This is a genomic window from Candidatus Hinthialibacter antarcticus (assembly GCA_030765645.1).
In the GTDB taxonomy this organism is placed as follows: domain Bacteria; phylum Hinthialibacterota; class Hinthialibacteria; order Hinthialibacterales; family Hinthialibacteraceae; genus Hinthialibacter; species Hinthialibacter antarcticus.
The window spans coordinates 45,642-67,693 of sequence record JAVCCE010000008.1 but is presented as its reverse complement, the minus strand read 5'-3'; the positions used below and the strand labels follow the sequence as shown (position 1 = coordinate 67,693).

19 protein-coding genes are annotated in these 22,052 nt (G+C 49.7%); 5 read left to right on the top strand and 14 right to left on the bottom strand.

Annotated elements, in window-relative coordinates:
- The first annotated feature begins 17 nt into the window (after positions 1 to 17).
- On the top strand, positions 18 to 1,364 hold the full coding sequence (locus P9L94_02490; GenBank protein MDP8242922.1) for a hypothetical protein: 1,347 nt from the start codon (positions 18 to 20) through the stop codon (positions 1,362 to 1,364).
- A 71-nt stretch (positions 1,365 to 1,435) separates the two neighbouring features.
- Here P9L94_02490 and P9L94_02485 read toward each other — a convergent pair whose 3' ends face one another.
- Positions 1,436 to 2,662, bottom strand: a complete 1,227-nt coding sequence (locus tag P9L94_02485; GenBank protein MDP8242921.1) for a Gfo/Idh/MocA family oxidoreductase — start codon at positions 2,660 to 2,662, stop codon at positions 1,436 to 1,438.
- 140 nt (positions 2,663 to 2,802) lie between these two features.
- Between P9L94_02485 and P9L94_02480 the strand changes: the two genes are divergently transcribed.
- Positions 2,803 to 4,665 (top strand): carbon-nitrogen hydrolase family protein, encoded by a 1,863-nt coding sequence (locus P9L94_02480; GenBank protein MDP8242920.1) that lies wholly within the window; start codon positions 2,803 to 2,805, stop codon positions 4,663 to 4,665.
- 88 nt (positions 4,666 to 4,753) lie between these two features.
- On the opposite strand, the gene P9L94_02475 is transcribed toward P9L94_02480, so the two are convergent.
- From P9L94_02475 to P9L94_02460, 4 genes are all read right to left on the bottom strand, one after another.
- Positions 4,754 to 5,209: a Fur family transcriptional regulator gene (locus P9L94_02475; protein MDP8242919.1), complete on the bottom strand. Its 456-nt coding sequence runs from the start codon at positions 5,207 to 5,209 to the stop codon at positions 4,754 to 4,756.
- A 65-nt stretch (positions 5,210 to 5,274) separates the two neighbouring features.
- A complete protein-coding gene (gene lptB, locus P9L94_02470) occupies positions 5,275 to 6,024 on the bottom strand; it encodes an LPS export ABC transporter ATP-binding protein (GenBank protein MDP8242918.1) in 750 nt (249 codons plus the stop codon).
- Complete coding sequence (locus tag P9L94_02465; GenBank protein ID MDP8242917.1) at positions 6,021 to 6,851, bottom strand: methyltransferase domain-containing protein; 831 nt, start codon at positions 6,849 to 6,851, stop codon at positions 6,021 to 6,023. The genes lptB and P9L94_02465 overlap by 4 nt, the downstream gene beginning before the upstream one ends.
- A complete protein-coding gene (locus P9L94_02460) occupies positions 6,851 to 8,170 on the bottom strand; it encodes a nucleotide sugar dehydrogenase (protein MDP8242916.1) in 1,320 nt (439 codons plus the stop codon). The genes P9L94_02465 and P9L94_02460 overlap by 1 nt, the downstream gene beginning before the upstream one ends.
- Before the next feature lie 194 nt (positions 8,171 to 8,364).
- Here P9L94_02460 and smpB point away from each other — a divergent pair, with 194 nt between their 5' ends.
- On the top strand, positions 8,365 to 8,835 hold the full coding sequence (gene smpB / locus P9L94_02455) for an SsrA-binding protein SmpB (GenBank protein ID MDP8242915.1): 471 nt from the start codon (positions 8,365 to 8,367) through the stop codon (positions 8,833 to 8,835).
- Positions 8,836 to 8,850: 15 nt separating this feature from the next.
- Positions 8,851 to 9,534 (top strand): lysophospholipid acyltransferase family protein, encoded by a 684-nt coding sequence (locus P9L94_02450; GenBank protein ID MDP8242914.1) that lies wholly within the window; start codon positions 8,851 to 8,853, stop codon positions 9,532 to 9,534.
- Here P9L94_02450 and P9L94_02445 read toward each other — a convergent pair.
- The 7 genes from P9L94_02445 to rsmA all read right to left on the bottom strand — a co-directional run bounded on the left by P9L94_02445 (position 9,516) and on the right by rsmA (position 17,476).
- On the bottom strand, positions 9,516 to 10,652 hold the full coding sequence (locus P9L94_02445; GenBank protein ID MDP8242913.1) for a glycosyltransferase: 1,137 nt from the start codon (positions 10,650 to 10,652) through the stop codon (positions 9,516 to 9,518). The genes P9L94_02450 and P9L94_02445 overlap by 19 nt on opposite strands.
- Positions 10,653 to 10,701: 49 nt before the next feature.
- Positions 10,702 to 11,643, bottom strand: coding sequence for a calcium/sodium antiporter (locus P9L94_02440; GenBank protein MDP8242912.1), 942 nt, complete (start codon positions 11,641 to 11,643; stop codon positions 10,702 to 10,704).
- A 2-nt stretch (positions 11,644 to 11,645) separates the two neighbouring features.
- Entirely contained in the window at positions 11,646 to 13,049 is a 1,404-nt protein-coding gene (gene tilS / locus P9L94_02435) for a tRNA lysidine(34) synthetase TilS (GenBank protein ID MDP8242911.1), read from the bottom strand.
- A gap of 22 nt (positions 13,050 to 13,071) precedes the next feature.
- Positions 13,072 to 14,469, bottom strand: a complete 1,398-nt coding sequence (mgtE, locus tag P9L94_02430) for a magnesium transporter (protein MDP8242910.1) — start codon at positions 14,467 to 14,469, stop codon at positions 13,072 to 13,074.
- 93 nt (positions 14,470 to 14,562) lie between these two features.
- The gene (locus P9L94_02425; protein ID MDP8242909.1) at positions 14,563 to 15,690 is read right to left on the bottom strand and encodes a DUF1080 domain-containing protein; all 1,128 of its coding nucleotides are present in this window, start codon (positions 15,688 to 15,690) and stop codon (positions 14,563 to 14,565) included.
- A 19-nt stretch (positions 15,691 to 15,709) separates the two neighbouring features.
- Entirely contained in the window at positions 15,710 to 16,555 is an 846-nt protein-coding gene (locus P9L94_02420) for an MqnA/MqnD/SBP family protein (GenBank protein ID MDP8242908.1), read from the bottom strand.
- Positions 16,556 to 16,576: 21 nt separating this feature from the next.
- Complete coding sequence (gene rsmA, locus P9L94_02415; protein MDP8242907.1) at positions 16,577 to 17,476, bottom strand: 16S rRNA (adenine(1518)-N(6)/adenine(1519)-N(6))-dimethyltransferase RsmA; 900 nt, start codon at positions 17,474 to 17,476, stop codon at positions 16,577 to 16,579.
- A 105-nt stretch (positions 17,477 to 17,581) separates the two neighbouring features.
- On the opposite strand from rsmA, the gene mtnA reads away from it, so the two are divergent.
- The gene (gene mtnA, locus P9L94_02410; protein MDP8242906.1) at positions 17,582 to 18,619 is read left to right on the top strand and encodes an S-methyl-5-thioribose-1-phosphate isomerase; all 1,038 of its coding nucleotides are present in this window, start codon (positions 17,582 to 17,584) and stop codon (positions 18,617 to 18,619) included.
- A gap of 186 nt (positions 18,620 to 18,805) precedes the next feature.
- Here mtnA and P9L94_02405 read toward each other — a convergent pair whose 3' ends face one another.
- Both P9L94_02405 and P9L94_02400 read right to left on the bottom strand, forming a co-directional pair.
- Complete coding sequence (locus tag P9L94_02405) at positions 18,806 to 20,878, bottom strand: DUF2961 domain-containing protein (GenBank protein MDP8242905.1); 2,073 nt, start codon at positions 20,876 to 20,878, stop codon at positions 18,806 to 18,808.
- Between the two features lie 68 nt (positions 20,879 to 20,946).
- A complete protein-coding gene (locus P9L94_02400; GenBank protein ID MDP8242904.1) occupies positions 20,947 to 22,026 on the bottom strand; it encodes a DUF4380 domain-containing protein in 1,080 nt (359 codons plus the stop codon).
- Between the last annotated feature and the right edge of the window lie 26 nt (positions 22,027 to 22,052).

Here is a 22,052-nt window from a genome sequence, read left to right as displayed (position 1 = left end):
TAAAAGGAGCATAAATCATGAAACAAATAGCGTTCATTATCTCGTTATTATTCATTGTCAGTTATCTTTCTGTATGTGCGGTCGAAATTGAGTATGAATTGATTTCAAAATACCCAGACGGCAGCGCGGTCGGTTACTCGTTTCCCAGCGATATCTCTAGTGACGGACGGTATGTTCTTTTTTATAGCCATGAGAATGGGATCGTTGATGATGACACCAATAGAGAGAAATCGGTTGGCGAAACATTTTTGGGGCCATTGAAGTTTACCTATGGCTATGACCAATTTTTGTATGACCGCGAAAGCGGCGAGATTGAGCGGGTTTCGGTGAAAGAAGACGGCAGCCAAATGTTAAAGGCCAATGCGCTGTATGGCCAGTTGTCGCCTGATGCCTCCGCCGTTGCTTACATTTCAAATGTGACAGACGCCATTCCGTCTATTCAAAACATCTACCTGGAAAACATCTATCACTATGATCGAGTGAAAAACAAACTTACATTCACCAACTTGTATGATGACAACAAAATATTATCAATGGGTTATACGTTTAAATTCTTTAACAATGCAAAAATACTTTGCCGTTCCAAAGACCCGCTGATCATTCCAGAGAGCCAAGAATTCCTCGATTGGGGATTTTTTATTTATGATATTGAAAAAGGCCAATTAGGCGACTACTGGCGCAATGACCAGGGCGCCCCCCTTTATGGTAGACCAAGCGAATTCGACATTAGTGATGATGGACGATTTATCGTGTTCACAAAAAATATAACTGATTTTAAAAGCCCTATAATGGCGTATTTGTATGACCGTGAATCCCGAGAAGTGAAATTACTCTCAGCCGATGAGGAGGGGAATGAGGCCAATGCTGATGTAAGATTTTTAACGATCAGCGGAGATGGACGATATATATTTTTCTTTTCCAATGCCACCAATATTAGTCCCGAAACGGTGTTAGTCTTTGACGGAAAACCTGTAACCTGGAATTTATATATTCTTGATCGAATCGAACAAGCCTTGGAAGTGGTTCCGATGCAGAACGAATTCGGTGCATTATTAAATGAAGGATGGAATAATGTCAAAATGACAAAGAATGGACGTTATTTGTTTTTCGCAAGACAAAAAAATATTTATCGCTATGACCGCGAAACTCAAAAAGCCATCCTTGTAGTGTCTCACCCGTACATGAGTGTCTCTAGCTGGTTTTATCCGTCTTACGATGGTTCTAACGTGGCATTTTCTGTCGGTTATCCCTTAGTTCCCGAAGACGAATCAGAAATAAGCCTTCCTGCAACATATTGGGGACATGACGTCTATGTTGCGACGATCAACGAGGAATCCGCCGCCGCCAACTGGGAGTGTTATTGAAACGTACGCCATAATAATGGAGTAATAGGGTGGGCTAAATTGCTATACAATTTGCGCCCACCCTACCCGGCTTACAACTTCAGTCCTGCGTCAAACTTTTCGTTCTTCTTCATCATTTCATCCCAGGTGACTTCTTCGCCAGAATAGGCGGCGGTGCGCCCCAAGACGCCTGTGAGAGTTGAACTGACCGCATAGTCGCCGTGATTCACGAATTTGCCAGAGCGGGCGCCCGCGATGAAATCTTTCACATTATTATCGACGCCGCTATCCCAAGTGTTGTCGCGTTCGACGCCCGGCCAGGGGTTGTCGCCGAAGATCGAAACCGGGCCTCTGCCCCACTGCGCGCCGCAGTAGTGCGTCTCCGCCGTGCCTTTGCTGCCATACATGCGGGCGCAGAGGTCGTCATAGCCTTTGGTAAACTGCGCGGAACTGAAGTCGATTTTCACATCGTTTGGATAGGTAAAGGCAATCACAAAATGGTCCCAGCAATCTCCGATGTCCGTCCGCGCTTTGCGTCCACCGGTACCGACGGCTTTGATTGGGTGCGCGTCTTTCTGGAACCAATTACCAACATCTAAAACGTGAACATTTTGTTCAACGATAATATCGCCTGAAAGTTTGATATCGAACATCCAATTGCGTAGCCGAGCCTCGCCTTTCGACATCCCCTCTGACGGACGCGCGCCAAGCCGTCCAGCATGATAGTAGACATGCCCCAAGACTGGCTCGCCGATAGCGCCCGCATGGACGCGCTTCATACATTCTTTAAAATTCGGGCTATTGCGAGTCTGGAAGTCAACCAGAAAATTCGACTTGCCCTTCGCTTTTTTGGAACTCTCTAAAATACTTTGGCACCCGGGGACATCCACCGCCACCGGCTTGGCGATCCAGACGTGCTTGCCTGCATCGACTACCTCCTTGACTTGCTGAGGGTGAAAATACGGTGGGCTGGTGACGACGACTGCGTCGAGGTTCTGATCGAGCAATCCCTTGTAAGCGTCCATACCCGTATAGACCCGCGCATCATCAATGGGGTAGCGGTCTGTCATTTGAGTGGTGCGGTCTTTAAACGGGTCTTGTATGGCAACAATCTGCACGTCATCTTCTGCATTTTGAAATAATTTTCGCGTGATAAACTGCCCACGGCCTCCACAGCCAATGACGCCAAACTCGATTTTTGAATTCGCCGTCGCGCTGAACGCCGTTTTGGGGCTAACTAACACCAAGCCCGCTGCGCCAACTGCTGAAGATTGAATAAAGTCTCGCCGTTTTGATTTCTGATTGTTATTCTCGTTCATGGATGCCTCCCAATGTTCAATTCATGCTTGCACCAAAATACCACAGGCAACATACTCACGCAAAGCCATTGCAGTAAAACTACCTGGATGCTTTCCGCTATTTTTGATACAGTGTAAAAAATACGCAGGGAGATTAGAGAATGAAATACTGGGGACTAATTGCGGCAATCATGCTTGGACTTCCCGCGTTCGCGCTTGAGCAAACGCTTCCCGGCGCTGAATGGAAAACGCGTTCTCCGCAAGAAGTCGAACTAGAGCAAGCGACATTAGACAAAGTCGCCGAATACCTCGGCGGACGCGGTTTCATCGCCCGGCATGGATACCAGGTTTATACATGGGGCAATTATAAAAAACGCGGCGACGTGGCCTCCGCCTGTAAACCGTTGTTTTCGCATTTTCTGTTTAAAGCGCTGGAAGACAAGCGCATCCCCAACCTCGACCAGCCCGTTGTTGAATTAGAGCCTCGCCTGAATGACATTAATGCTGACAAGGGATATCCTGACCGTAAAATCACATGGCGACACATGGCGAACCAGATTTCTTGCTATGGGTTGGTTGAAGCCCCTGGAACCGCATTCGCCTATAACGACTGGCAGATGGCGCTTTTCTGGGACAGCCTGTTTAAAGGCGTTTACAAAGCAGAGTTTGAAAATGTGGATGAAACCGTATTTCATCCAATGCTCACTGATTTGATTCAATGTCAGGACAATCCCAGTATGATGGCCTTCGGGTCAGGAAATCGTCCGGGCCGCGTCTCGATTTCGCCGAGAGACTTTGCCCGCTTTGGGCTGTTGTATCAACATGATGGAGCATGGGGCGAAAAGCGCTTACTCGATGCAGCGTTAGCCAAACAAGCGATCACTTCACCCTTGCCCGCCGACCTTCCGCGAGCAGGAAAACAAGCAGCGGATATGATTGCAGGCCAGCGTTCACTTGGCTCTGAGCGCATCCCCGATAATCAATGCGACCATGTTGGTAGTTATAGTTGGCTATGGTGGATCAACGGCGTCAATGCAAAAAGCGAACGGCGCTGGCCTGATGCGCCGCATGACGTGTTCTCCGCCCTGGGCCACCGCAATGGAATGCGCGGCATGGCAGTCTTGCCCGGCCTCGATATCGTCATTTCGTGGAACGATTCACGCATCGGCGATATGCCCGAAGAGCCTCACCCGCTGAACGAAGCCTTTCGCTTACTCACCAGCGCGGTCATTACGCCGTCAAAGAAGGAGCAGTCTATGTCAAATCCTCCAGATTCCGTCCGCGTGGCGATGGCGCAAATCTTCTGCCTCGACGGCGACCGCGAAGGAAATTTTGTACGCATTGAAAACGCGATACAGGAAGCGAAAGCCTCAAATGCAGAGATTATTTGCTTTCCAGAAACCGCGATTTTAGGCTGGGTCAACAGCGACGCTCATGAGCGGGCGTTCCCCATCCCGGGCGACGACAGCAACCGGCTCTGCCAATTGGCGAAACATTATTCTATTTATATCTGTATCGGCCTTGCGGAAAAAAATGGCGCCGATTTACATGACTCTGCGATTCTAATCGACGATCAAGGGAGTATCCTCCTCAAGCATCGCAAGATGAATATCCTCTCCGAATTGATGACGCCGTCTTATCAGCCTGGAACCGACATCAAAGTTGTTGATACAAAATTCGGGCGAATTGGATTGTTGATTTGCGCGGATAGTTTCATTGAAGAAAACCTTCAACGAATGGCAAAATTAAAACCCAACTTAGTGCTTGTTCCGTATGGATGGGCGGCGCCGGAAGACAAATGGCCGCGCCATGGAGAAGAACTCGAGAAGACGGTATCCCGCGCAGCGTTGACCATCGGCGCCCCGTTAGTCGGAACCGACCTTGTCGGCGCCATCAGCAAAGGTCCATGGACGGGTTGGATTTATGGCGGACAAAGCGTCGCGTCAGACGCAGAGGGCAACATCATCACAACCGCCAAAGATCGCGAACGCGACATCCATGTCGTTGAAATTCAATTGAATTAGACAGCACGTTGTCCCCTCCACCCAGATAATATATAATCTTTAAAAAGAATTGCTCTTATTTGCAATGCAGAAAAAATCTAGGGGAGATTCACTCATTGTAATTTTGGCATTTATTGCAGACGCCCATCAGTTCAACTTTTTCATTCATAATCTTGCCATATTCTTTTGCGCTTTTGGGCAAAGAAATTTTCTCAAATTCAGGCCAATAAAAATCAAAAACCGACTTACATTCTACGCAAATAAAATGGTGGTGTTTATCCAAATTTTTATCAAAGCGCCCTTTATCTGATAAGCACTGAACTCGTGAAATAAGTTTGTGTTCTTCAAAGAGCGCGAGTGTGCGGTAAATGGTGTCAACCGAAACCATTGGAATTTTATCGCGAATGCGGTTATAGACATCTTCCGCAGTCGGATGATCGTCTGATTCAAGCAACGCGCGATAGATTTCAATTCTTTGATGAGTTACTTTGAGGCCGTGTTCCCGGCAAAGGGAATTAAACTCTTGAATCCGCTCTTCAATTTCCTTTGGGCTGCTTTTGCGCACAATCATTTCCTATAACAAGTTTACCCACATTATATGCGAGACTCGAAAATACGGATTCTCTCTAATTACTTTTCGTCACGATAATAAAACTTTTCACCCAGGTATGTCTCTCTCACAATGGGGTCTTTGACCAGTTTATTTGCGGAACCCTGGGTGAGGATTTTGCCTTCGTGAATAATGTAAGAGCGGTCAGTCACTTCCAACGTTTCACGTACGCTATGGTCGGTAATCAAAATACCAAGACCGCGTTCTTTGAGTTTTTGAATGATGTCTTGTAGTTCCGACACCGCAATCGGGTCCACGCCGGAAAACGGCTCATCCAGTAGTAAGATTCGAGGGCGCGCAGCCAAGGCGCGACAAATTTCTAATCGGCGTTTTTCGCCGCCCGAAAGCGTCTCCGCCTTGCGGCCCAATAGGTGAGTGAGTTCGGCTTCTTTAAGCAATTGACGACAATGCGCATTGCGTTCGGATGCGCTTAAGGGCATGTTTTCTAACACAACCATGATATTTTGCTCAATGGTCAGACGGCGAAAGATGGACGGCTCTTGCGCCAAATACCCGACGCCCATGCGCGCGCGTTGCGTTAATGTTCGCCGGGCGATATCGACGCCGTCTAGAAAAATCTCTCCATCATCCGGCGCCAAGATACCCATAATCATACGGAACGAGGTTGTCTTGCCTGCTCCGTTAGGGCCTAACAGTCCTACAATTTCGCGGGCGTGAACTTCAACGCTTACTTGATTCACCACAGTGCGGGCGCCAAAGCGCTTCACCAACGAGCGAGCTTCTAGAATGGGCGCGTTCTTGCCTCTCATGTTCGGCTCCGTTTGTGGGCGACCAATCCCATGTAAGGCGCAAAATTCGGCGTTACCGCAGCCAAGACTTTGTTCTTAAAGCTCATGGCATGAGCGCGTTGGTCAATGATAAACCCATGTCGTTTTAAATACGACGCCAAATCCAGCGGGTTTGCCAGATAGACGCTGTCGGCGTCGCCTCCGATGCGGCGTTCGGACAAATCCGGGTCCCGGTAGGTAAAGCCGGGTTTTGGATGCGCCCATTTTTTAAGAGATAACATTAAATTTCCACCCAACCATCCCCAGGCTTGCGAAAGAGTCTCAGCAAACACGGGGCGCCCCTCTCCGCCACACATCATTCGGGCGATGTCATACGCGGGCAGGTAGGGTGAGATGAGGTTTGGCGAATGAAAGAATAAGAATCCTTGCGGCCGCAGCACACGTTTGAGTTCATCCAACAACGCGGGAACATTCGGCGCGTGTTCAATAAATTCAAACGCAGCAACCACGTCGAACGACTCGTCCTCAAATGGAAGTTGGGTCGCGTCGGCAGCAGACAAATCCGTCGCGGGATGGCTTTCTTTTTCGACGCGCAAAAACAGCGGCGAAAGGTCAACGCCAACGGTATCAAACCCGCGCTGCATCAACATCCGGGTTGAAAGCGCCGTCCCGCAGCCTACGTCCAACACACGCGCAGGCGGTTGAACGTAGCGTTCAATTAATATGAGATACGGCTCCAGAAAACGCTCATCATGCGTCTGAAGATCGTCGCGGTAAAGCGTGCTAGTCTGATAGTAGCGTTTCAGATCATGAGCGACCTGCTCCCGCGACGTCTCTTGGTTCATCATTACGCCTTAACTATTTTCTCCCGGTGATTTGCAACGTCTTTGGTGGCGTTGCGCGTATCAACTACTATCTTTGCGTGTTCAACCACCCACGAATAGTCGATGCAATTATGGTCGGTCAAGATAAATACCGCGTCCGAATTTTCTACTGTCTCTTTCGTGAGAGGAACCGAAGAAAGCCCAAGATCGCCATGGCGGCCTTTGGGATACACAGGAATATACGGATCATGGTAACTCACATCCATATTCCATTCTTTCATTATTTCAACGACCTTAAGCGCAGGCGATTCGCGCACATCATCAACGTCTTTTTTGTATGCAACGCCAAGGACAAGAATTTTAGCGTCCTTAATTAAGACGCCGGATTTCGCTAATGTTTCGACCAATTTACCGACGACAAAACGCGGCATTCCCGTATTCACTTCGCCAGCGAGCTCAATGAAGCGGGTCGAAAATTCATACTCGCGCGCTTTCCAAGTAAGATAAAATGGATCTATGGGAATACAGTGTCCGCCCAATCCAGGGCCAGGATAAAATGGTTGGTAGCCAAACGGTTTGGTTGACGCGGCGCCAATGACTTCCCACACGTCGATGTCCATGCGGTCGCAGAGCATTTTGAGTTCGTTCACTAAAGCGATGTTGACGGAGCGGAAAATATTCTCCAGCAACTTCGTCAATTCCGCCGCTTGCGTCGAGGATACTTGCACAACCGTTTCAAAAATACATTCATATAAGGTCGTACCCGCATCAAGACAATTTGGCGTTGTCCCGCCAAACACCTTCGGAATCGTTCGGGTGGTATGGTCTTTTCTGCCCGGGTCTTCACGCTCAGGCGAATAGGTCAAGAAGAAATCTTCACCCGCCTTAAAGCCTTTTTCTTCTAAACGCGGACGGATGCGTTCTTCTGTGGTACCGGGGTAGGTCGTGCTTTCTAAAATAACCAGCTGCCCTTTACGAAGCGTTTCAGCAATCGCATCTGCGGTTGCATCAACGGCGGCGAGATCAGGCTCGCGGAATTCGTTCAACGGCGTTGGTACGCAAATGAGAATTGCATCCACATCGGATAAACGCTTATACGCAGTGGTCGCTTCAAACAAACCGCCATCGCGTAATTTTTTGATATCGTCTGAGGGAATATGGTGAATATAAGATTCCCCTTTTTGTAAGGACTCAACTTTTTTGTTATCTATATCAAACCCAATGGTTCGGAATCCTGCTTGCGTCGTAATCATCACGATGGGCAACCCAACGTAACCCAACCCCACCACCCCGACGACAGCTTCGCGGTTTTTGATTCGTGATTTCAGCGCGTCTAACATCATTTAATTGTTACCTTTCGATGAAGTATTCCCATGCGTAGATGAACATGTTTCCATATCATCAACAACGGTCATCATATCGTGAGGCAACGCAAAAACGAAGATTGTCGGGAGACTTGACCCACAAACACGTAAGGCATTGATTCTTACAATAAATACACGCATGATGATTGCCAGAAATATAGAATGAATTAATTATGTCAAAAGCACACTCAGAAGACAATCCAAAACAGATCGTCGCGCAAAACCGAAAAGCGCGATATGACTATCATTTTCTAGAAACCTTCCAGGTTGGCGTCGTTTTGCAAGGCACCGAAGTCAAATCGTTGCGTCAAGGAAAAGCCAACCTGCAAGATAGCCACGCCAGCATCAATAATGGAGAAATCTTCTTATACGATTGCCATATCAGCCCCTATGAACAGGGCAATGTTTTTAATCATGACCCCAAGCGCCGCCGCAAACTCCTGATGCACAAAAGCGAAATCGTGCGTTTGTTTGGCAAAGTCCAGCAAAAAGGCTATACGCTGGTTCCATTGCGAATTTACTTTACCCGGGGCAAAGCCAAACTCGATATTGCATTGGCGCAAGGCAAAAAGCAATTTGACAAGCGTGAAGACATTAAGCGCCGCGATATGGACCGCGAAGTGCGCCGCGCAGAACTCCGTTAGCGATAACGATAAAGCATGTCTGATTCAAATCGCGTCCCAATTCTCGCTTCTTACGCCGCCTACGCCTATATTCAGGCGGTCGGGATCACAAACCGCTTTGAAGCAATCGGCAGGCCATTCACGAAGAAACAAATTCGAGAAGACGGCCCATTCATTTTTTGTTTTTGGCACAGCTGCCAGATATTTCCTCTTTACTATTACAAAAACACAAAAATCTCGACGCTGGTTTCACAAAGCCGGGACGGTGAGTTCATCGCTCAAACCATGTACCGTTTTGGTTTCCATGCAAGCCGGGGTTCGAGTTCGAACCGGGGCGTCGGTGGACTCCGAGACTTATTGCATCACTTAAAAGATGGAAAATGCGCCGCGATCACCCCCGATGGGCCGCGCGGTCCGCGAGAAGTTGCTCACGCAGGAATCGTTCAATTGGCGCACTTGGCGAAGATCCCCATTTTGCCTGTTGCCTGGTCAAGCAGCCGATGCATTCGTTTTCACAAAAGTTGGGACAAGTTCATTGCCCCCCTGCCCTTCGGAAAAATCCGCCAGGTTGTTGGAAACCCAATCGAAGTTCCAGCCGATGCAGACAAAACAGTAATGGAAGCAAAACGCCTTGAAGTCCAAAATGAACTGCGACGGATCACAATAATTGCAGATGAAATCATGCCGGAAAATCAGCGGATTCAACCCGGCAGCGACTGACGGTAAACCGCCTCAAGCGAATCAAGAGTTCGATTGAAATCAAATTCCGACTCAACTCTCCGCCGGGCAGCCGCTCCATATTCGCGCCGCAATGATATATCGCTGATTAATAGCTGTATGGCTTCTCTTAATGCGTCCGCATTTTTGGGTGGAACAATCAAGCCCGTTTGTTGATGTTGATTCACATACGAAACTCCAGTCGGCAAATCGCAAGTCACCACTGGAAGCCCTTCGCTCATGGCTTCAAGCAGCACATAGCCAAACGCTTCATTGGCTGAAACCGAAGGCAAGACAAATACGTCCGCCGCGCGATATAAACTTCGCTTTGTCTCATCATCAACATACCCAAGAAATGAAATTCGGTCAGCGAGTCCCGCGCGTTCCACCTGAGTTTGTAATACGCCCCGCAACGGGCCGTCGCCAGCGATCAATAGATGGGCGTCGAGTGATTTCATTGCTTGTATAAGATACTTCAAGCCCTTATAGCCAACCAAGCGTCCAACAAATAATAAGGTAGGTTTCGCGTGCTCCGGCTGGGTTTCTGAAAAAGCGATAGCATTGCTCAGTTTGTTGTGACCGCAAGGCGGCAAACTCAATGGAATAGATACGCATCGGTCTTTCACTGGGCGCAATGCACGGGAAAATTCAATCAATCGCGGCGAAGTCGCAACGATCTGGTTGCAACGCTTTAGAAATCCTAATTCAAATGGACGCAGCAGCGGCATGATCGCTTTTTGCCGGACAATGTCGCTATGCCAAGTGCAGATGACGGGCGTTGATTTCGGGACACGCCTGACCATCAGCCACGCCAGCGGAAACGGCGTATGAGCATGGACGATATCCGGTTTCAGGCGCTTTAGCCAGTGCGCATACCGAGTCGTTAACGGCTGCGATAACACGCTTCCCCATCGCGGGACGCGAATGACCCGAACGCCGCCGCGCCATTCGCGGGTTTCAAACCGCGCGTCATTACAGACGAGCGCAGTTACGCGCCACCCGCGTTCAACCAACGCCTCGCTCACATCGCGAATATGCCGCTCCACGCCGCCCACCCACGGGGGATACGCTTTGTGAAGCATCACGATATGCGGCGCCGGTTCGCATTTAGTCATCATCATTCCAATATGCGTATTTTCATTATTCCTGCTTCAATTCGATCTTACTCAACTAATACAAGATAAATATGTATACGCAATATACCACTAAAAAAATAGCGCCTTCCCAGCGGCTGATTTTCCATCCGGTAAACATGAACGAACATAACAAAAGCGCGACGCTGAGCATCACCCAATTATCAAAGGTAGCAATTTGAGAAGAGACTGCAATAGGCGCTATGATGGACGCAACGCCGAGTATTCCCAATATATTGAAAATATTACTGCCGATGATGTTACCGACGGCGACATCGCTTTGACCGCGAAATGCAGCAAGAACTGATGTTGCAAGTTCAGGAAGCGAAGTTCCGACTGCGACCAGAGTAAGCCCGATGATCGCTTCGGGAACGCCCCACTGGCGCGACAAACCGACTGCGCCGCCGACAAAAAAACGTGAACCTGCAATTAACAACCCAAGGCCGATCACGATTAACGTCATGCTGAAAATGATGTTGTATTCTTGCGGCGCCAAATCAGCGGTTTGCGTTCGGAGTTCGGCTGAAGGGGCGTTCCACTTTGCTTCTGACCAATAGGTGTAAAAAATAAACGCCGCCAATGACGCCAACATGAATACGCCGGTCGCAGCCCCGATCGTTCCCCAAAACGATATGGTAACAAAGAAAATAGTGGCGGCAACCATGATGCTAGAGTCGCGGTACAACAAAGCAGGTTTGCATTTCAGAGGGGATATGATCGCAGTGACGCCCAGTATTAATAGAATATTGGCGATGTTGCTTCCAACCACGTTTCCGACGGAGATATCAGGTTGTTTTACAAGCGACGCCTGAACGCTCACCACCATTTCCGGCATTGACGTACCAAAGCCCACTACAGTTAAACCGATCACCAATGGAGAAACGCCGATGCGTTTTGCTAACGATGCGGCGCCGCGAATTAATGCTTCACCGCCAAAAAACAACATAAGAAATCCAGCAGCAAGCATAACGTAGAGCATCGTTAGATTTTCCGAATGACAATTCGCAAAATGGTTTGAGTGTTGTGGTCAACGCAAAATGATTGAGAGAGGCAACATCCCGGCGCCCAGGCCGTTTCATTGTTCATAAATACCAGCGGGAGGCGTTCACGTTCTTCTTGAGGAATTTGTTTTTCTTGCAATATTTTTTTGATCTTTTTGGTTCCACTCATGCCGAGCGGACGAATCACGTCGCCGTCCCTACGTGTACGGACCGTGATGGGGCGCATGACTTTGCCTGCGTCAAATTCTCCGACCCAGGCGCCCTGCGGGGGCAGGTGCTTCACCTCAGCGGGAAATTCCTGAACAACGGCTTCGATGCGCAAGTCAGAAATCACCGTCACACCCGGCGCCTTCAACACAATCTCAGTCATTGGCTCGGCTGGCAGAGATGGCCCCGCAAAATAGAAGCGGTCATAACGCCGATACAAGCGGACTTCGCTGCTGATATGAATTTCGCCTTGCGGTTTTTCTCCCATCAGCAATTCGATTGAATCGTCAACATTCACGAATGAGAGATCGACGTTATACGTTTGAATATATCGCCGCAGCAATCGGCGCTGCTCGGCCCGGCTTAGACGCAAAAAGCGCTCCCGGTCGGCCGGCGAGTCTTCTTCCGCCTCGCCAATCTGCTGATGTACGCCGTCTATCCACTGGTTCCAAAAGGTTTCTTCTTCTTGCGCGACGCACGCGAGCCGGCCAAGCGCTTCTTCAATGTTCGGGTTTAATGTATCTCGAATCAGCGGTAGTAATTCCTTACGAATTCGCACTCGCGTAAACGCCAGTTCCTCATTCATCTGGTCGCGGCAATATTCGAGTTTTTCTTCTTGAATATACTGCATGATCTCGTCGCGGGTATGCGAAATCAAAGGACGCACAACCGGAGGCTCGACATCATTTCGCATAGGAGCAATCGCGCTCAAACCGGTTATGCCGCTGGAACGAACAATCCGGTGTAATACGGTTTCCGCCTGGTCGCTCAAAGTATGGCCCGTCACGATGGGCGACAGGTTGAGTTCTTCTGCGGTATGGATGAGTTTTTGATAGCGCAAATTGCGCGCTTCTTCTTCCAGATTGCCTGCGCGGATTGTTTCAATTTCATCCGGCTCAAACCGGCGTACGGTGAGTGGAAGAATATAACGCCCCGTCAGTTGGACAACGAAGCGTTCGTCTTCAAAAGATGCTGAGCCGCGCAATCCATGATTGACATGGCAAACGTGAATATCCAGGTTGAGTTCATCTTGTAAGCGGGAGAACACATCCAGCAGCGCGACAGAATCAGGGCCGCCGGATACAGCCAACAGCGGACGCGCGCCTTTCTTCAACATGCCGTATCGTTGAATGGCGTTCAGCGCTCGTTCACGAAAGGTATAGGCGTAAGTCGTCATAAGCGCCTTGTGTTTGAATTATTCAAGCGAGAATCAATAACGCCGCCGAAAACAATATGACAACGCCCAGTGCGTCAACCAACGTCGCGACAAGCGGCGTTGAAGCCAACGCCGGATCAACGCCCCATGCGGATAAAAGAAATGGAAGCATAGAGCCAATCACCGCGCCCGCCGTCACCACGCCAACAACAGCGCAACTAATGGTGAATCCGAACATAATATAATTGGCGCCGAATAAGGTCTCCGCGCCGGGCCACAAAACAACGAGAAGCATCGCAATGATTCCCAAAAAAGCGCCAAGCAACAGACCTGTTAGTAGTTCGCGGCCAAACACAACCAGCCAATCTTTTAACTCAACATCCTGAACAGACAGTGCGCGGATAATCAGCGTCGCCGCTTGAGAGCCGGAGTTTCCGCCGCTGCTGATAATCATTGGAAGAAATAAAACTACCGCCGTACTGACATTGTCGATGGTGGTTTCAAACTGCTTCATAATTGCGACCGTAATCGTGCTGCCAAGAAACAGAATAAACAGCCAAGTACCCCGCTTGCGCGCCATCGTAAAAAACGACACGTCGTCATACGGCTCTTCCAACGCCTGCACGCCGCCCATGAGATGGATATCTTCGGTCGTCTCTTCAATCACGACGTCCAAAACATCATCAGCGGTCACGATGCCCACCAGAGTTCCATCTGAATCAATAACGGGAAGAATATTCAAGTCATAGTGCAACATGGCGTCAGAGGCGGTTTCCTGGTCGTCAAAAGCGCGCAACGCCACGATGTTCGGCAGCATGATGTCGCGAACCAATGAATCGGGGGCGACAAAAATTAACATCTTTAATGGAACATACGCAAGCAAATGGTCTTTTTGGTCGGTGACGTAAAGTGAGTTGACTGTTTCTTTTTCTTTGCCGATCTGGCGCAGTTTATTTAGCGTCTCTTGCACGGTCCATTCTTCATTGATGGACACATATTCCGGCGTCATCAATCGACCGACAGACTCTTCCGGGTAGCCTAACAGCTGCCTTGCGACAGAGCGTTCCTCTGGCGAAAGCGAGGCGATCAGACGTTTGGTAATCTGTCCCGGCAGTTCCTCTAACAGCGCCGTCCGGTCATCCGGCTCCATCTCATTCAAAATGCCCGTGACGTGTTCATTGCCAAGGCTATGAATCAGTTCTTCTTCTTCCGCAAACGGGAGATAGGCGAATACTTCAGCGCCTAGCTGGCGGGGGAGAATTCGAAAGACAATCGCGCGCTCATCCGGCGTTAGAACCAAAAGCGCTTCGGCAATATCCGGCGCTTCGAGTTCCGCTAACGCAGACCGGAGCGATTTGAAATCTTTCGCCTGAAGAAATTCCTTAATCTCAGGCTCAATTAATCGCCCCCAGTAATTGATTTCGCTTGCGCTTGTCGTCATACGTTTGCCTTCCAAATTTCATCCAACCATTGAAAAAAACGCCCCAGAGGAAAACAGTCCCCTGGGCGCGCATTATAATTCAATTGCAGAAAACTACAGTGTTTTGATTTTTAAATCTTTAAACTCGATCCACGGATCATGGCTGTGCATTTGCAGTGAAATATGGCCCTTGCGGACAGTGGGAAATTCATCTGTTTCAACCACGGTTTCACCGTTCACACGGACAACTAAACGCGAGCCGACAATTTTAATCTGGATGAGAAACCACTCTTCATTCTCATAATGGAACATCGGCGCACGGATGATATTGTACAGGCTTCCAGTGGGAAAATTTGAATCCGGCGTGTTTTCAACTTGAATTTCATTGCCCCGGTCGCCGCCTTCCAGTTGCTTCCATCGGACGAATATTCCCCCGTTGGCATTCGCACTGGTGCGAACATAAGACTGAAATTCAAAATTTTCATACTCGCCATTGGTGACCATATAACTGGTCCCGCCTGCGGTGTGCATCGCGCCGTCGATGACTTTCCATACGGCGCCCTTACCTTCTTGATACCAGCCGTCGAAGTTCTCGCCGTTAAATAAGGATTGCCATTTTTCTTTTGAAGGCAGTTCTTTGATGCGGATATTCTGATACCAGACTTTGTAGCCCATATCCTGCAAGCCAAGGTAGCCTTTGCGCAATCGGTGCTTGAGTTCAGGGTGCTCTTCAACATTCAGCTCTTGTACGACTCGGTCGTTGATCCAGCAGGTCAGGCGCGGCCAGTCCATCAAAATACGTCCCTGGTTCCAACTTTTATCCGGCCCAATCGCCATGACTTTCGGCGGGAGCACATCGAACAAGGCGCCCGCAGATTTTTTCAGTAATCCTTCTTCGCTTTTATGGTCGATCTGAAATTCAAAGCCGACTTTTGAATTGCGGCCATGCAGCGGCGCGTGGAAGAAGACGCCGCTGTTGCACCAGCCGTCCATACGAAACTCAAAGCGCAGATCAAAATTCTCGTATACTTTTTCGCTGCGAAGCCAGGCGGGATAGCCTGTCACGCCAGGACAATAGAGAACGTCTTTTTGAACGGAAAACGTCCCGGCTTCACCATGTTCGACAGTCCATCCGGTTAAATTTTTCCCGTTGAAGAGCGAGTCGAATCCCTCTTCAACCGCGCCAGCCAAGCCAGCGGTTCCCAGAAATACGCACAAGGCAAAAGCGATGCGAAGTCTCATGCTACTTTCCTCCATTAAATCAGCCGCATTCGATAAATTCTAAATCGACGGGATTTGGAATGATTCCTTCTTTATAACCGCGATCTAAAAACAATTTATAGGATTCCTTGCCTTGATCGCTCACATGCAAGGTCAATTCATTGACATACATCCCGACGAACTTGTCGGCTTGTTCTTGCTTCAAATCACGGGCGTATTGCATGGCGTGGGCCAAGGCGCCCTCGCGGTTGTCCAGGCTGTATTGAATGGTCTTGCGCATGAACGGCGCGATGCGCTGGATCATTTCTTCGCCGAGGTCTTTGCGAATCGCATTGGCGCCCAAAGGCAACGGCAGCCCGCCGGTTTCTTCGCTCCACCATTCGCCTAGTTCGACCAGTTTGTGCAAACCGTGATCGCCATACATCAACTGGCCTTCATGGATAATCAGGCCTGCGTCGACGCGCCCGTCTTCCACAGCGGGGATGATCTGGTCAAATGGGACGACGTCAAAATCAAATTCGCCAATGCAAAGCCGCAGGGCAAGATAGGCGGAGGTCATCTTACCGGGAATCGCGATTTTCTTGGTCTTGAGCGTTTTGATATCCCAGTTTTCTTTCGCGACCACCATCGGCCCATAACCCAGCCCTAAACTGCCGCCCGCCGTCAAGATGGCGTAGTTGTGGTTGACGTACGCATAGGCGTGGACGGAAATCGCGGTGATGTCGAGCTCGCCCACCGCCGCGCGATGGTTCAAGGTTTCAATGTCTTGCAAGATGTGCTTGAACTGCAAGTCGCCGGTATCAATTTTATCCTGGGCGAGGCCGTAAAACATAAATGCGTCATCGGAGTCTGGGCTATGCCCCAAAGTGATTACTCGTTTGGTCATTTCTTTTTCCTTCTTTAATAATTAAACGCCCGTTGGATTTGAAACGGGCTGGGACCGAACATATTCCGCAAATGCGACCCACTGTTCAACCGGCCACTGTTCGGCGCGGTCATCAAAGTTGAATTGGGCTTCTGCTTCACGTAAAAAATCAAGCGAGAAAATTTGCTTTTGTACAGTCGCGCCTTTTAGCGACGTACGCAATTTTTTACGGCGGTGCAAAAAACCGACATGCACAACCTTCTCTAAAAATTGCTGCGCAAACTCTGCGTCAACATCAGTCTTAGGCGCAAATTTTAACACCAGCGAATCGACCTTGGGCGCCGGGAAAAACGCATAAGGCGGAATCACCTCGCTGGCGGTAATGTCAAACAGATATTGTAGAACCACCGACAGCCGACCGTAGGCTTTGCAGCCCGATTTCGACATAATTCGCTCGCCGACTTCTTTCTGCACCATGGTGCATATACATTCCAGCGGCGCCTGAGAATACGCGAGATGAAATAGAATCGGCGTCGCGGCGTTGTATGGCAGGTTGCCGATGACGCATCTCGCGCCCGTTTCTTCTTGCAGCGCTTTGAAGTCCGTCTTCAGCGCGTCGCCTTCAATGATGCGCAAGCGGTCTTTGTAGGTAGGCTCTAACGCCGCCAGTTCTTGAATCATTCCGGCAAAGCGGCGGTCTTTTTCGATGGCGACGACGTTTAAACCGCGCTCCAACAGCAACCATGTGAGGTGCCCCACTCCCGGGCCAATTTCGATAACGCAACCTTCGCGGGGAATCTCAGACCGGTTGAGCACAGCCGCCATCCATTCGCGCTGGATCAAAAAATGCTGCCCCAGCGCCTTGGTCAAGCGCAAGCCGTAGCGCTTGGTATAGGCGATCAAACCTTGCTTGCTATAGAGTGATTCCAGTAATACGTTCATAAAGAATTTTGATCAATCTGTGCAGCTCAGGATAAACGGTTGCCGGACAAACGGTTCGATGCTACCGTTTCTCCCATTGCAAACCAATATGTAAGGATACAAGCCATGCCGTTCGATACCATAGCCGTCGTGGATGGACAAGTCAAAATCATCGACCAAACGCTGCTGCCCACGCAGACGTTATATATTACCATCGAGACCATTGAAGATATGTGGGAAGCCATCAAAATGCTGCGCGTACGCGGCGCCCCTGCGATTGGCGTTTCCGCTGCATTTGGCGTCTATATCGGCGTCAAGCACTCGACTGCCGCTGATTTTACCGCGTTCCAAGCCGATGTGGAGAAAGCCGCCGATTACCTGGCGACCTCGCGTCCGACGGCTGTAAACCTGTTTTGGGCGCTTGACCGCATTAAACGGGTCGCGAGCGAAAATAGCGGCAAATCTGTCGATGAATTAAAAACAATCGTTTTCGACGAAGCGCAACGAATGCTCGAAGAAGACGCCGCCGTCTGTCGCGCCATTGGTGAATTCGGAGCGACGCTTTTCAATGAAGGCGACGGCGTATTAACTCACTGCAACGCCGGCGGTCTCGCCACCGCCCGCTATGGCACCGCGCTGGCGCCGATGTTCATCGCCAAAGAAAATGGCGTCACGCTCAACGTGTTCGCCGACGAAACCCGCCCGCTGCTACAAGGCGCGCGCCTCACCGCCTGGGAACTGCAGCAAGCCGATATTCCCGTCACTGTGATTTGCGACAACATGGCAGCATCAGTGATGGCGAAGGGTTGGATCAAGGCCGTCATCGTTGGGACCGACCGCGTCGCCGCTAACGGAGACGTCGCCAATAAGATTGGAACCTACGGCGTCGCGGTTCTCGCCAAGCATCATGGCATCCCCTTTTACGTCGCGTTGCCGACCTCAACCATTGACATGAACCTTGCCGAAGGCGCGTTGATTCCGATTGAAGAACGCAACTCCGAAGAAATCACCCACGGCTTTGGCAAACAAACCGCGCCGGATGGAATCAAAGTCTACAACCCAGCTTTCGACGTAACTCCAAATGAATTGGTCACCGCCTTCGTCACCGAAAAAGGCATTATCTATCCACCGTATAAAGAGAATTTAGCGCAGTTATTTCAATAACGCTTATTTGGTATATAGACATCGGAATCAAGGCGTGGGTACATCTCTCTTCGCTTCAGTGCAGGCTTTCAGGCCTTTATGCACAGGCGCTCACAGAGTTGCACCCACGCCTTGAATTAAAGATTTCTAATCGGTGTTATCACGGGCGCGGCACGCTGCGCCCCTACTCCAGTACGTAAAAAACTTCTATCGCTTTTGCAGCCAAACAAAATCGACGCCGATCTCGCCAGCGGCGCCGTCGGGCGCACCCTCATATTTTAAAACCAGCGTTTGCTCTCCGGCTTTTAATTCAAACTCCGGCAGAAAGCGGTTTCTCAAATACTTCCGGTGCGCAACATTCAATTCAACGATTTCGTCGATGTCTTCTCCGTTAAATAGAATAGAAAACGTCCCCGAATTTTCTGTGTGGGCGCAGGTCATACGCAAGCCGTACTTGCCCGCTTCTTGTAACGACAGTTTTAACTCAACCGTTTCTCCGATTGCTTTTGGCTGCCAGACCCAACATGAGCCGTTTGAAAACAGATTGTCATTGTCCATACGGCTTGTTGCGCTCTTTGTCGCAACGGCTTCGGTTTCATAAAACGTCGAATTCTGAGCACCAAATTCCGCTACAGGGCTCCAAACCTGATCGCGAACGGGCTTACGCAAATCGTCCATGCTGATACGCGATACATCGTCGTAGATTCCCGGCGAGCCATAGTGGTAACTGATACGCGCATAGGTTAATTTGGGCGTCAACTGATGAGTGAAGAGTTCCATATAGAAGGCAATCTGTTCGTTAAACGGCAGCGCATCTATCACATGCCAGCGAAAATTGGTCACGAACCCGCGATTGCCGGGACCATCGTTGAGAGGTTGTCCGCAATAGGGAAACAAGAATATATCCGGCGCCGACCAGGCGTAGTTGTAGTAATCTTCTGAGCCAGTACCGAATGTCGTAGGAAATTCATCCTCATCGACAAATATTTTTTCGTCGCCTTCGCCCCACCAGTTGCCATACGGCGTAGGGATCAAATTCGGGTTCCATAAATAACTGGTGGTACCAACGTAAACGCCTTTTCCATTGGCGAGCAAAAACGGCAAGTCGCGTTCCGGTTTGCTAATCAGGTCATGTTCGACGCGCCAACGCGCCCGAAAATGCTGGAAGCGCTCCGGCTCGACTTCAAACGCGCACGGCAAAACGGAACCAATAATTTCAACCGTCTGTTCGCCCCGGTTTTCAAAGGTGATATTCACGCTCTCGCGAAACGGCATCACATAGCGGCAGGTCATTTCGCCCTCTGGCGTCACGGTAAATGGAAGCGAAGTATAGGGATTCACGCCCGGCGCCGCGCCAAAAAAATCACCGACGGGCGAAATGATCTGTTCAGTCTGGAAGCCGTCGAATGAAATTTTCATCACCGTCTGGCGCAGCGCCGCGTTGAGATCATCGGCTTTGAGTTGAAGCGTCAGCCGTTCAATCGCGCCTGAGCCTTTATGCTTAATCGAAGAAACCGTTTCACCCGCTTTCAACATAGCATTCAAAGGCAGCGCTTCTTTTTCGGATTTGTACTGCCATTCGCCGTCGATATCGCCCAGAATTTTTGCAACGGATTCAATCTTTTCCTGAAAGACTTTTACGTCGCTTGGCTCAAACGTCGCGACTTCGGCGTGTGGCTCATACAAGCGAATCTGCACTTCATAAAAATGTAGTTCCTTCAAATTGCCGCGCCATTCAATGCGACAGCGCCGCGCAAATGGAATCGGAAAGTAACACGCATTTCTTTGTTGAAACGTGCGGTCGATCAGTTTTGAATCAATGCCGCTATCCGCTAAAAAATGCTGCGCCGTATATTGAAAGAACTGCTGTGCGGAGCCTTCATACACCGCATCTTTCGAGCCGTCTAAATACACGCGAACATCGCCTTTGATCGCCGCCGTCCAGGTTCGCACAATCGCGCCGGGGCCTTTTACGTCGCAAACGAGATATTCACCAATGTTGTCCGCACCCGGCTCTTTCAATACTTCTTCAAAATTGGGAATGGGTTCGCTGCCAAAGCCGTCGGAATTTGCATACCAGTCCGGCCCGCCCGGCGTCTTGCTGCGCCGGTCATACGATGAAAACTGGACGGTCTTATACACAGGTTCAGGGAACTTCGCCAAGCGGTGCATGTCGGTCATCTCATCAACCAGCGAGCCGAAGGTAATCGTCTCGCATTGCGGAGACGGAAGGAGCAGCGTTAATACGCACAATGCCATACAAGCGCGTAGAATGTTCATTTTCATTTCTCCTCACTAATAAAAAGGGGACGGATCACCGCCCCCTTTTTCGCTTCATCGAATTGGAATTACTCCACTAAGCCCAATGGCTTGAGTTTGGCATCAATCGCATCATCGTTTCGTTCGATCGGGCCAGTTTTGAACAAGCGCCAGCGCTCCTGGTGCGACATACCTTCGCCCGGTTTCAAGTTAAACTCCGGGCCGAGCGACTCGATTTCCATGATGGCGTTGTTGGTAAACAATTCAACTGAACTTCCCATGTCAGGATAAGATTTCCCTGGAATGCGGTCCATATATTTGACGAACAATTCACCATTTAATGAATAACCCGCCCAACCTTGCGTATCGGAGAAGCCCAGTTTAAACGGCTTGGTTGCCTTCGGGTCCTGCTGCACAGTGAAATAGCGGTCGCCGAACTGGATGCGGTAATCATTCATGAAGGTATAACTCCACAACACCAATTGCCGTTCAGGAAGAAAATGGCCGGGGCCGTGGGGCGCATAAGGTTCATTGGGAATAATTGCAAGACCTTCTTTACTCATGACGGTCAATACCCAGGGCGAAATATCCAAGGTTTGAGTACCAACATTGGTCGCGGTATGATCGACAGTCACTTCGCCTTCTTCTGACATAGTGACTTTCATAACCTTTTGTACGGTCAACTTAGACTTAAACGCCGGGTCATTCACTTTTTCATACAACTCGTCATTGTCCATTGCTGCGCGGTTGCTGAAGTCAACCAATTCCGGCGATGAAGTAAACGTGATCGAATTGCCTTGAACCTCCGCTTTGACGGGGAAGTTATCAGGGTGATAGGTGTAATCCATTTCAGGAGCGATCCAGAAGCGGTGTCCGCCGTAGCCGTTCCATTCGTTGCCGCCAGTTTTTCCCTTACTGCCTTCACTTACGCTAAAGAAATTCTGCCCGCCGACAAACCCGACGCGCAGAATACGCGGGCCGATGTCCGCCACTGCGATTAATTCAACTTCACCGTTTGACATCCGGTAACAATCATTCCAGCCTTCGAAAGTCGTTTTCTCAATTTTCACAGCGCCTGCTCCTACATTCATTGTTGTTATTGCCATTGTTCCACACAGAATAAATAAGGCCAAGCAGCGCAATGTCCACGTCTTGTTATTTCGTTGCATTTCTATCCTCCCAAAAATAAATCAGG

What these genes read in the sequence shown, in the direction of transcription:
- P9L94_02490 (MDP8242922.1), top strand. Translation starts at nt 18, where the DNA reads ATGAAACAAATAGCGTTCATTATCTCGTTATTATTCATTGTCAGTTAT.
- P9L94_02485 (MDP8242921.1), bottom strand. Translation starts at nt 2,662, where the DNA reads ATGAACGAGAATAACAATCAGAAATCAAAACGGCGAGACTTTATTCAA.
- P9L94_02480 (MDP8242920.1), top strand. Translation starts at nt 2,803, where the DNA reads ATGAAATACTGGGGACTAATTGCGGCAATCATGCTTGGACTTCCCGCG.
- lptB (MDP8242918.1), bottom strand. Translation starts at nt 6,024, where the DNA reads ATGAGAGGCAAGAACGCGCCCATTCTAGAAGCTCGCTCGTTGGTGAAG.
- P9L94_02465 (MDP8242917.1), bottom strand. Translation starts at nt 6,851, where the DNA reads ATGATGAACCAAGAGACGTCGCGGGAGCAGGTCGCTCATGATCTGAAA.
- P9L94_02460 (MDP8242916.1), bottom strand. Translation starts at nt 8,170, where the DNA reads ATGATGTTAGACGCGCTGAAATCACGAATCAAAAACCGCGAAGCTGTC.
- smpB (MDP8242915.1), top strand. Translation starts at nt 8,365, where the DNA reads ATGTCAAAAGCACACTCAGAAGACAATCCAAAACAGATCGTCGCGCAA.
- P9L94_02450 (MDP8242914.1), top strand. Translation starts at nt 8,851, where the DNA reads ATGTCTGATTCAAATCGCGTCCCAATTCTCGCTTCTTACGCCGCCTAC.
- P9L94_02445 (MDP8242913.1), bottom strand. Translation starts at nt 10,652, where the DNA reads ATGATGATGACTAAATGCGAACCGGCGCCGCATATCGTGATGCTTCAC.
- P9L94_02440 (MDP8242912.1), bottom strand. Translation starts at nt 11,643, where the DNA reads ATGCTCTACGTTATGCTTGCTGCTGGATTTCTTATGTTGTTTTTTGGC.
- tilS (MDP8242911.1), bottom strand. Translation starts at nt 13,049, where the DNA reads ATGACGACTTACGCCTATACCTTTCGTGAACGAGCGCTGAACGCCATT.
- mgtE (MDP8242910.1), bottom strand. Translation starts at nt 14,469, where the DNA reads ATGACGACAAGCGCAAGCGAAATCAATTACTGGGGGCGATTAATTGAG.
- P9L94_02425 (MDP8242909.1), bottom strand. Translation starts at nt 15,690, where the DNA reads ATGAGACTTCGCATCGCTTTTGCCTTGTGCGTATTTCTGGGAACCGCT.
- P9L94_02420 (MDP8242908.1), bottom strand. Translation starts at nt 16,555, where the DNA reads ATGACCAAACGAGTAATCACTTTGGGGCATAGCCCAGACTCCGATGAC.
- rsmA (MDP8242907.1), bottom strand. Translation starts at nt 17,476, where the DNA reads ATGAACGTATTACTGGAATCACTCTATAGCAAGCAAGGTTTGATCGCC.
- mtnA (MDP8242906.1), top strand. Translation starts at nt 17,582, where the DNA reads ATGCCGTTCGATACCATAGCCGTCGTGGATGGACAAGTCAAAATCATC.
- P9L94_02405 (MDP8242905.1), bottom strand. Translation starts at nt 20,878, where the DNA reads ATGAACATTCTACGCGCTTGTATGGCATTGTGCGTATTAACGCTGCTC.
- P9L94_02400 (MDP8242904.1), bottom strand. Translation starts at nt 22,026, where the DNA reads ATGCAACGAAATAACAAGACGTGGACATTGCGCTGCTTGGCCTTATTT.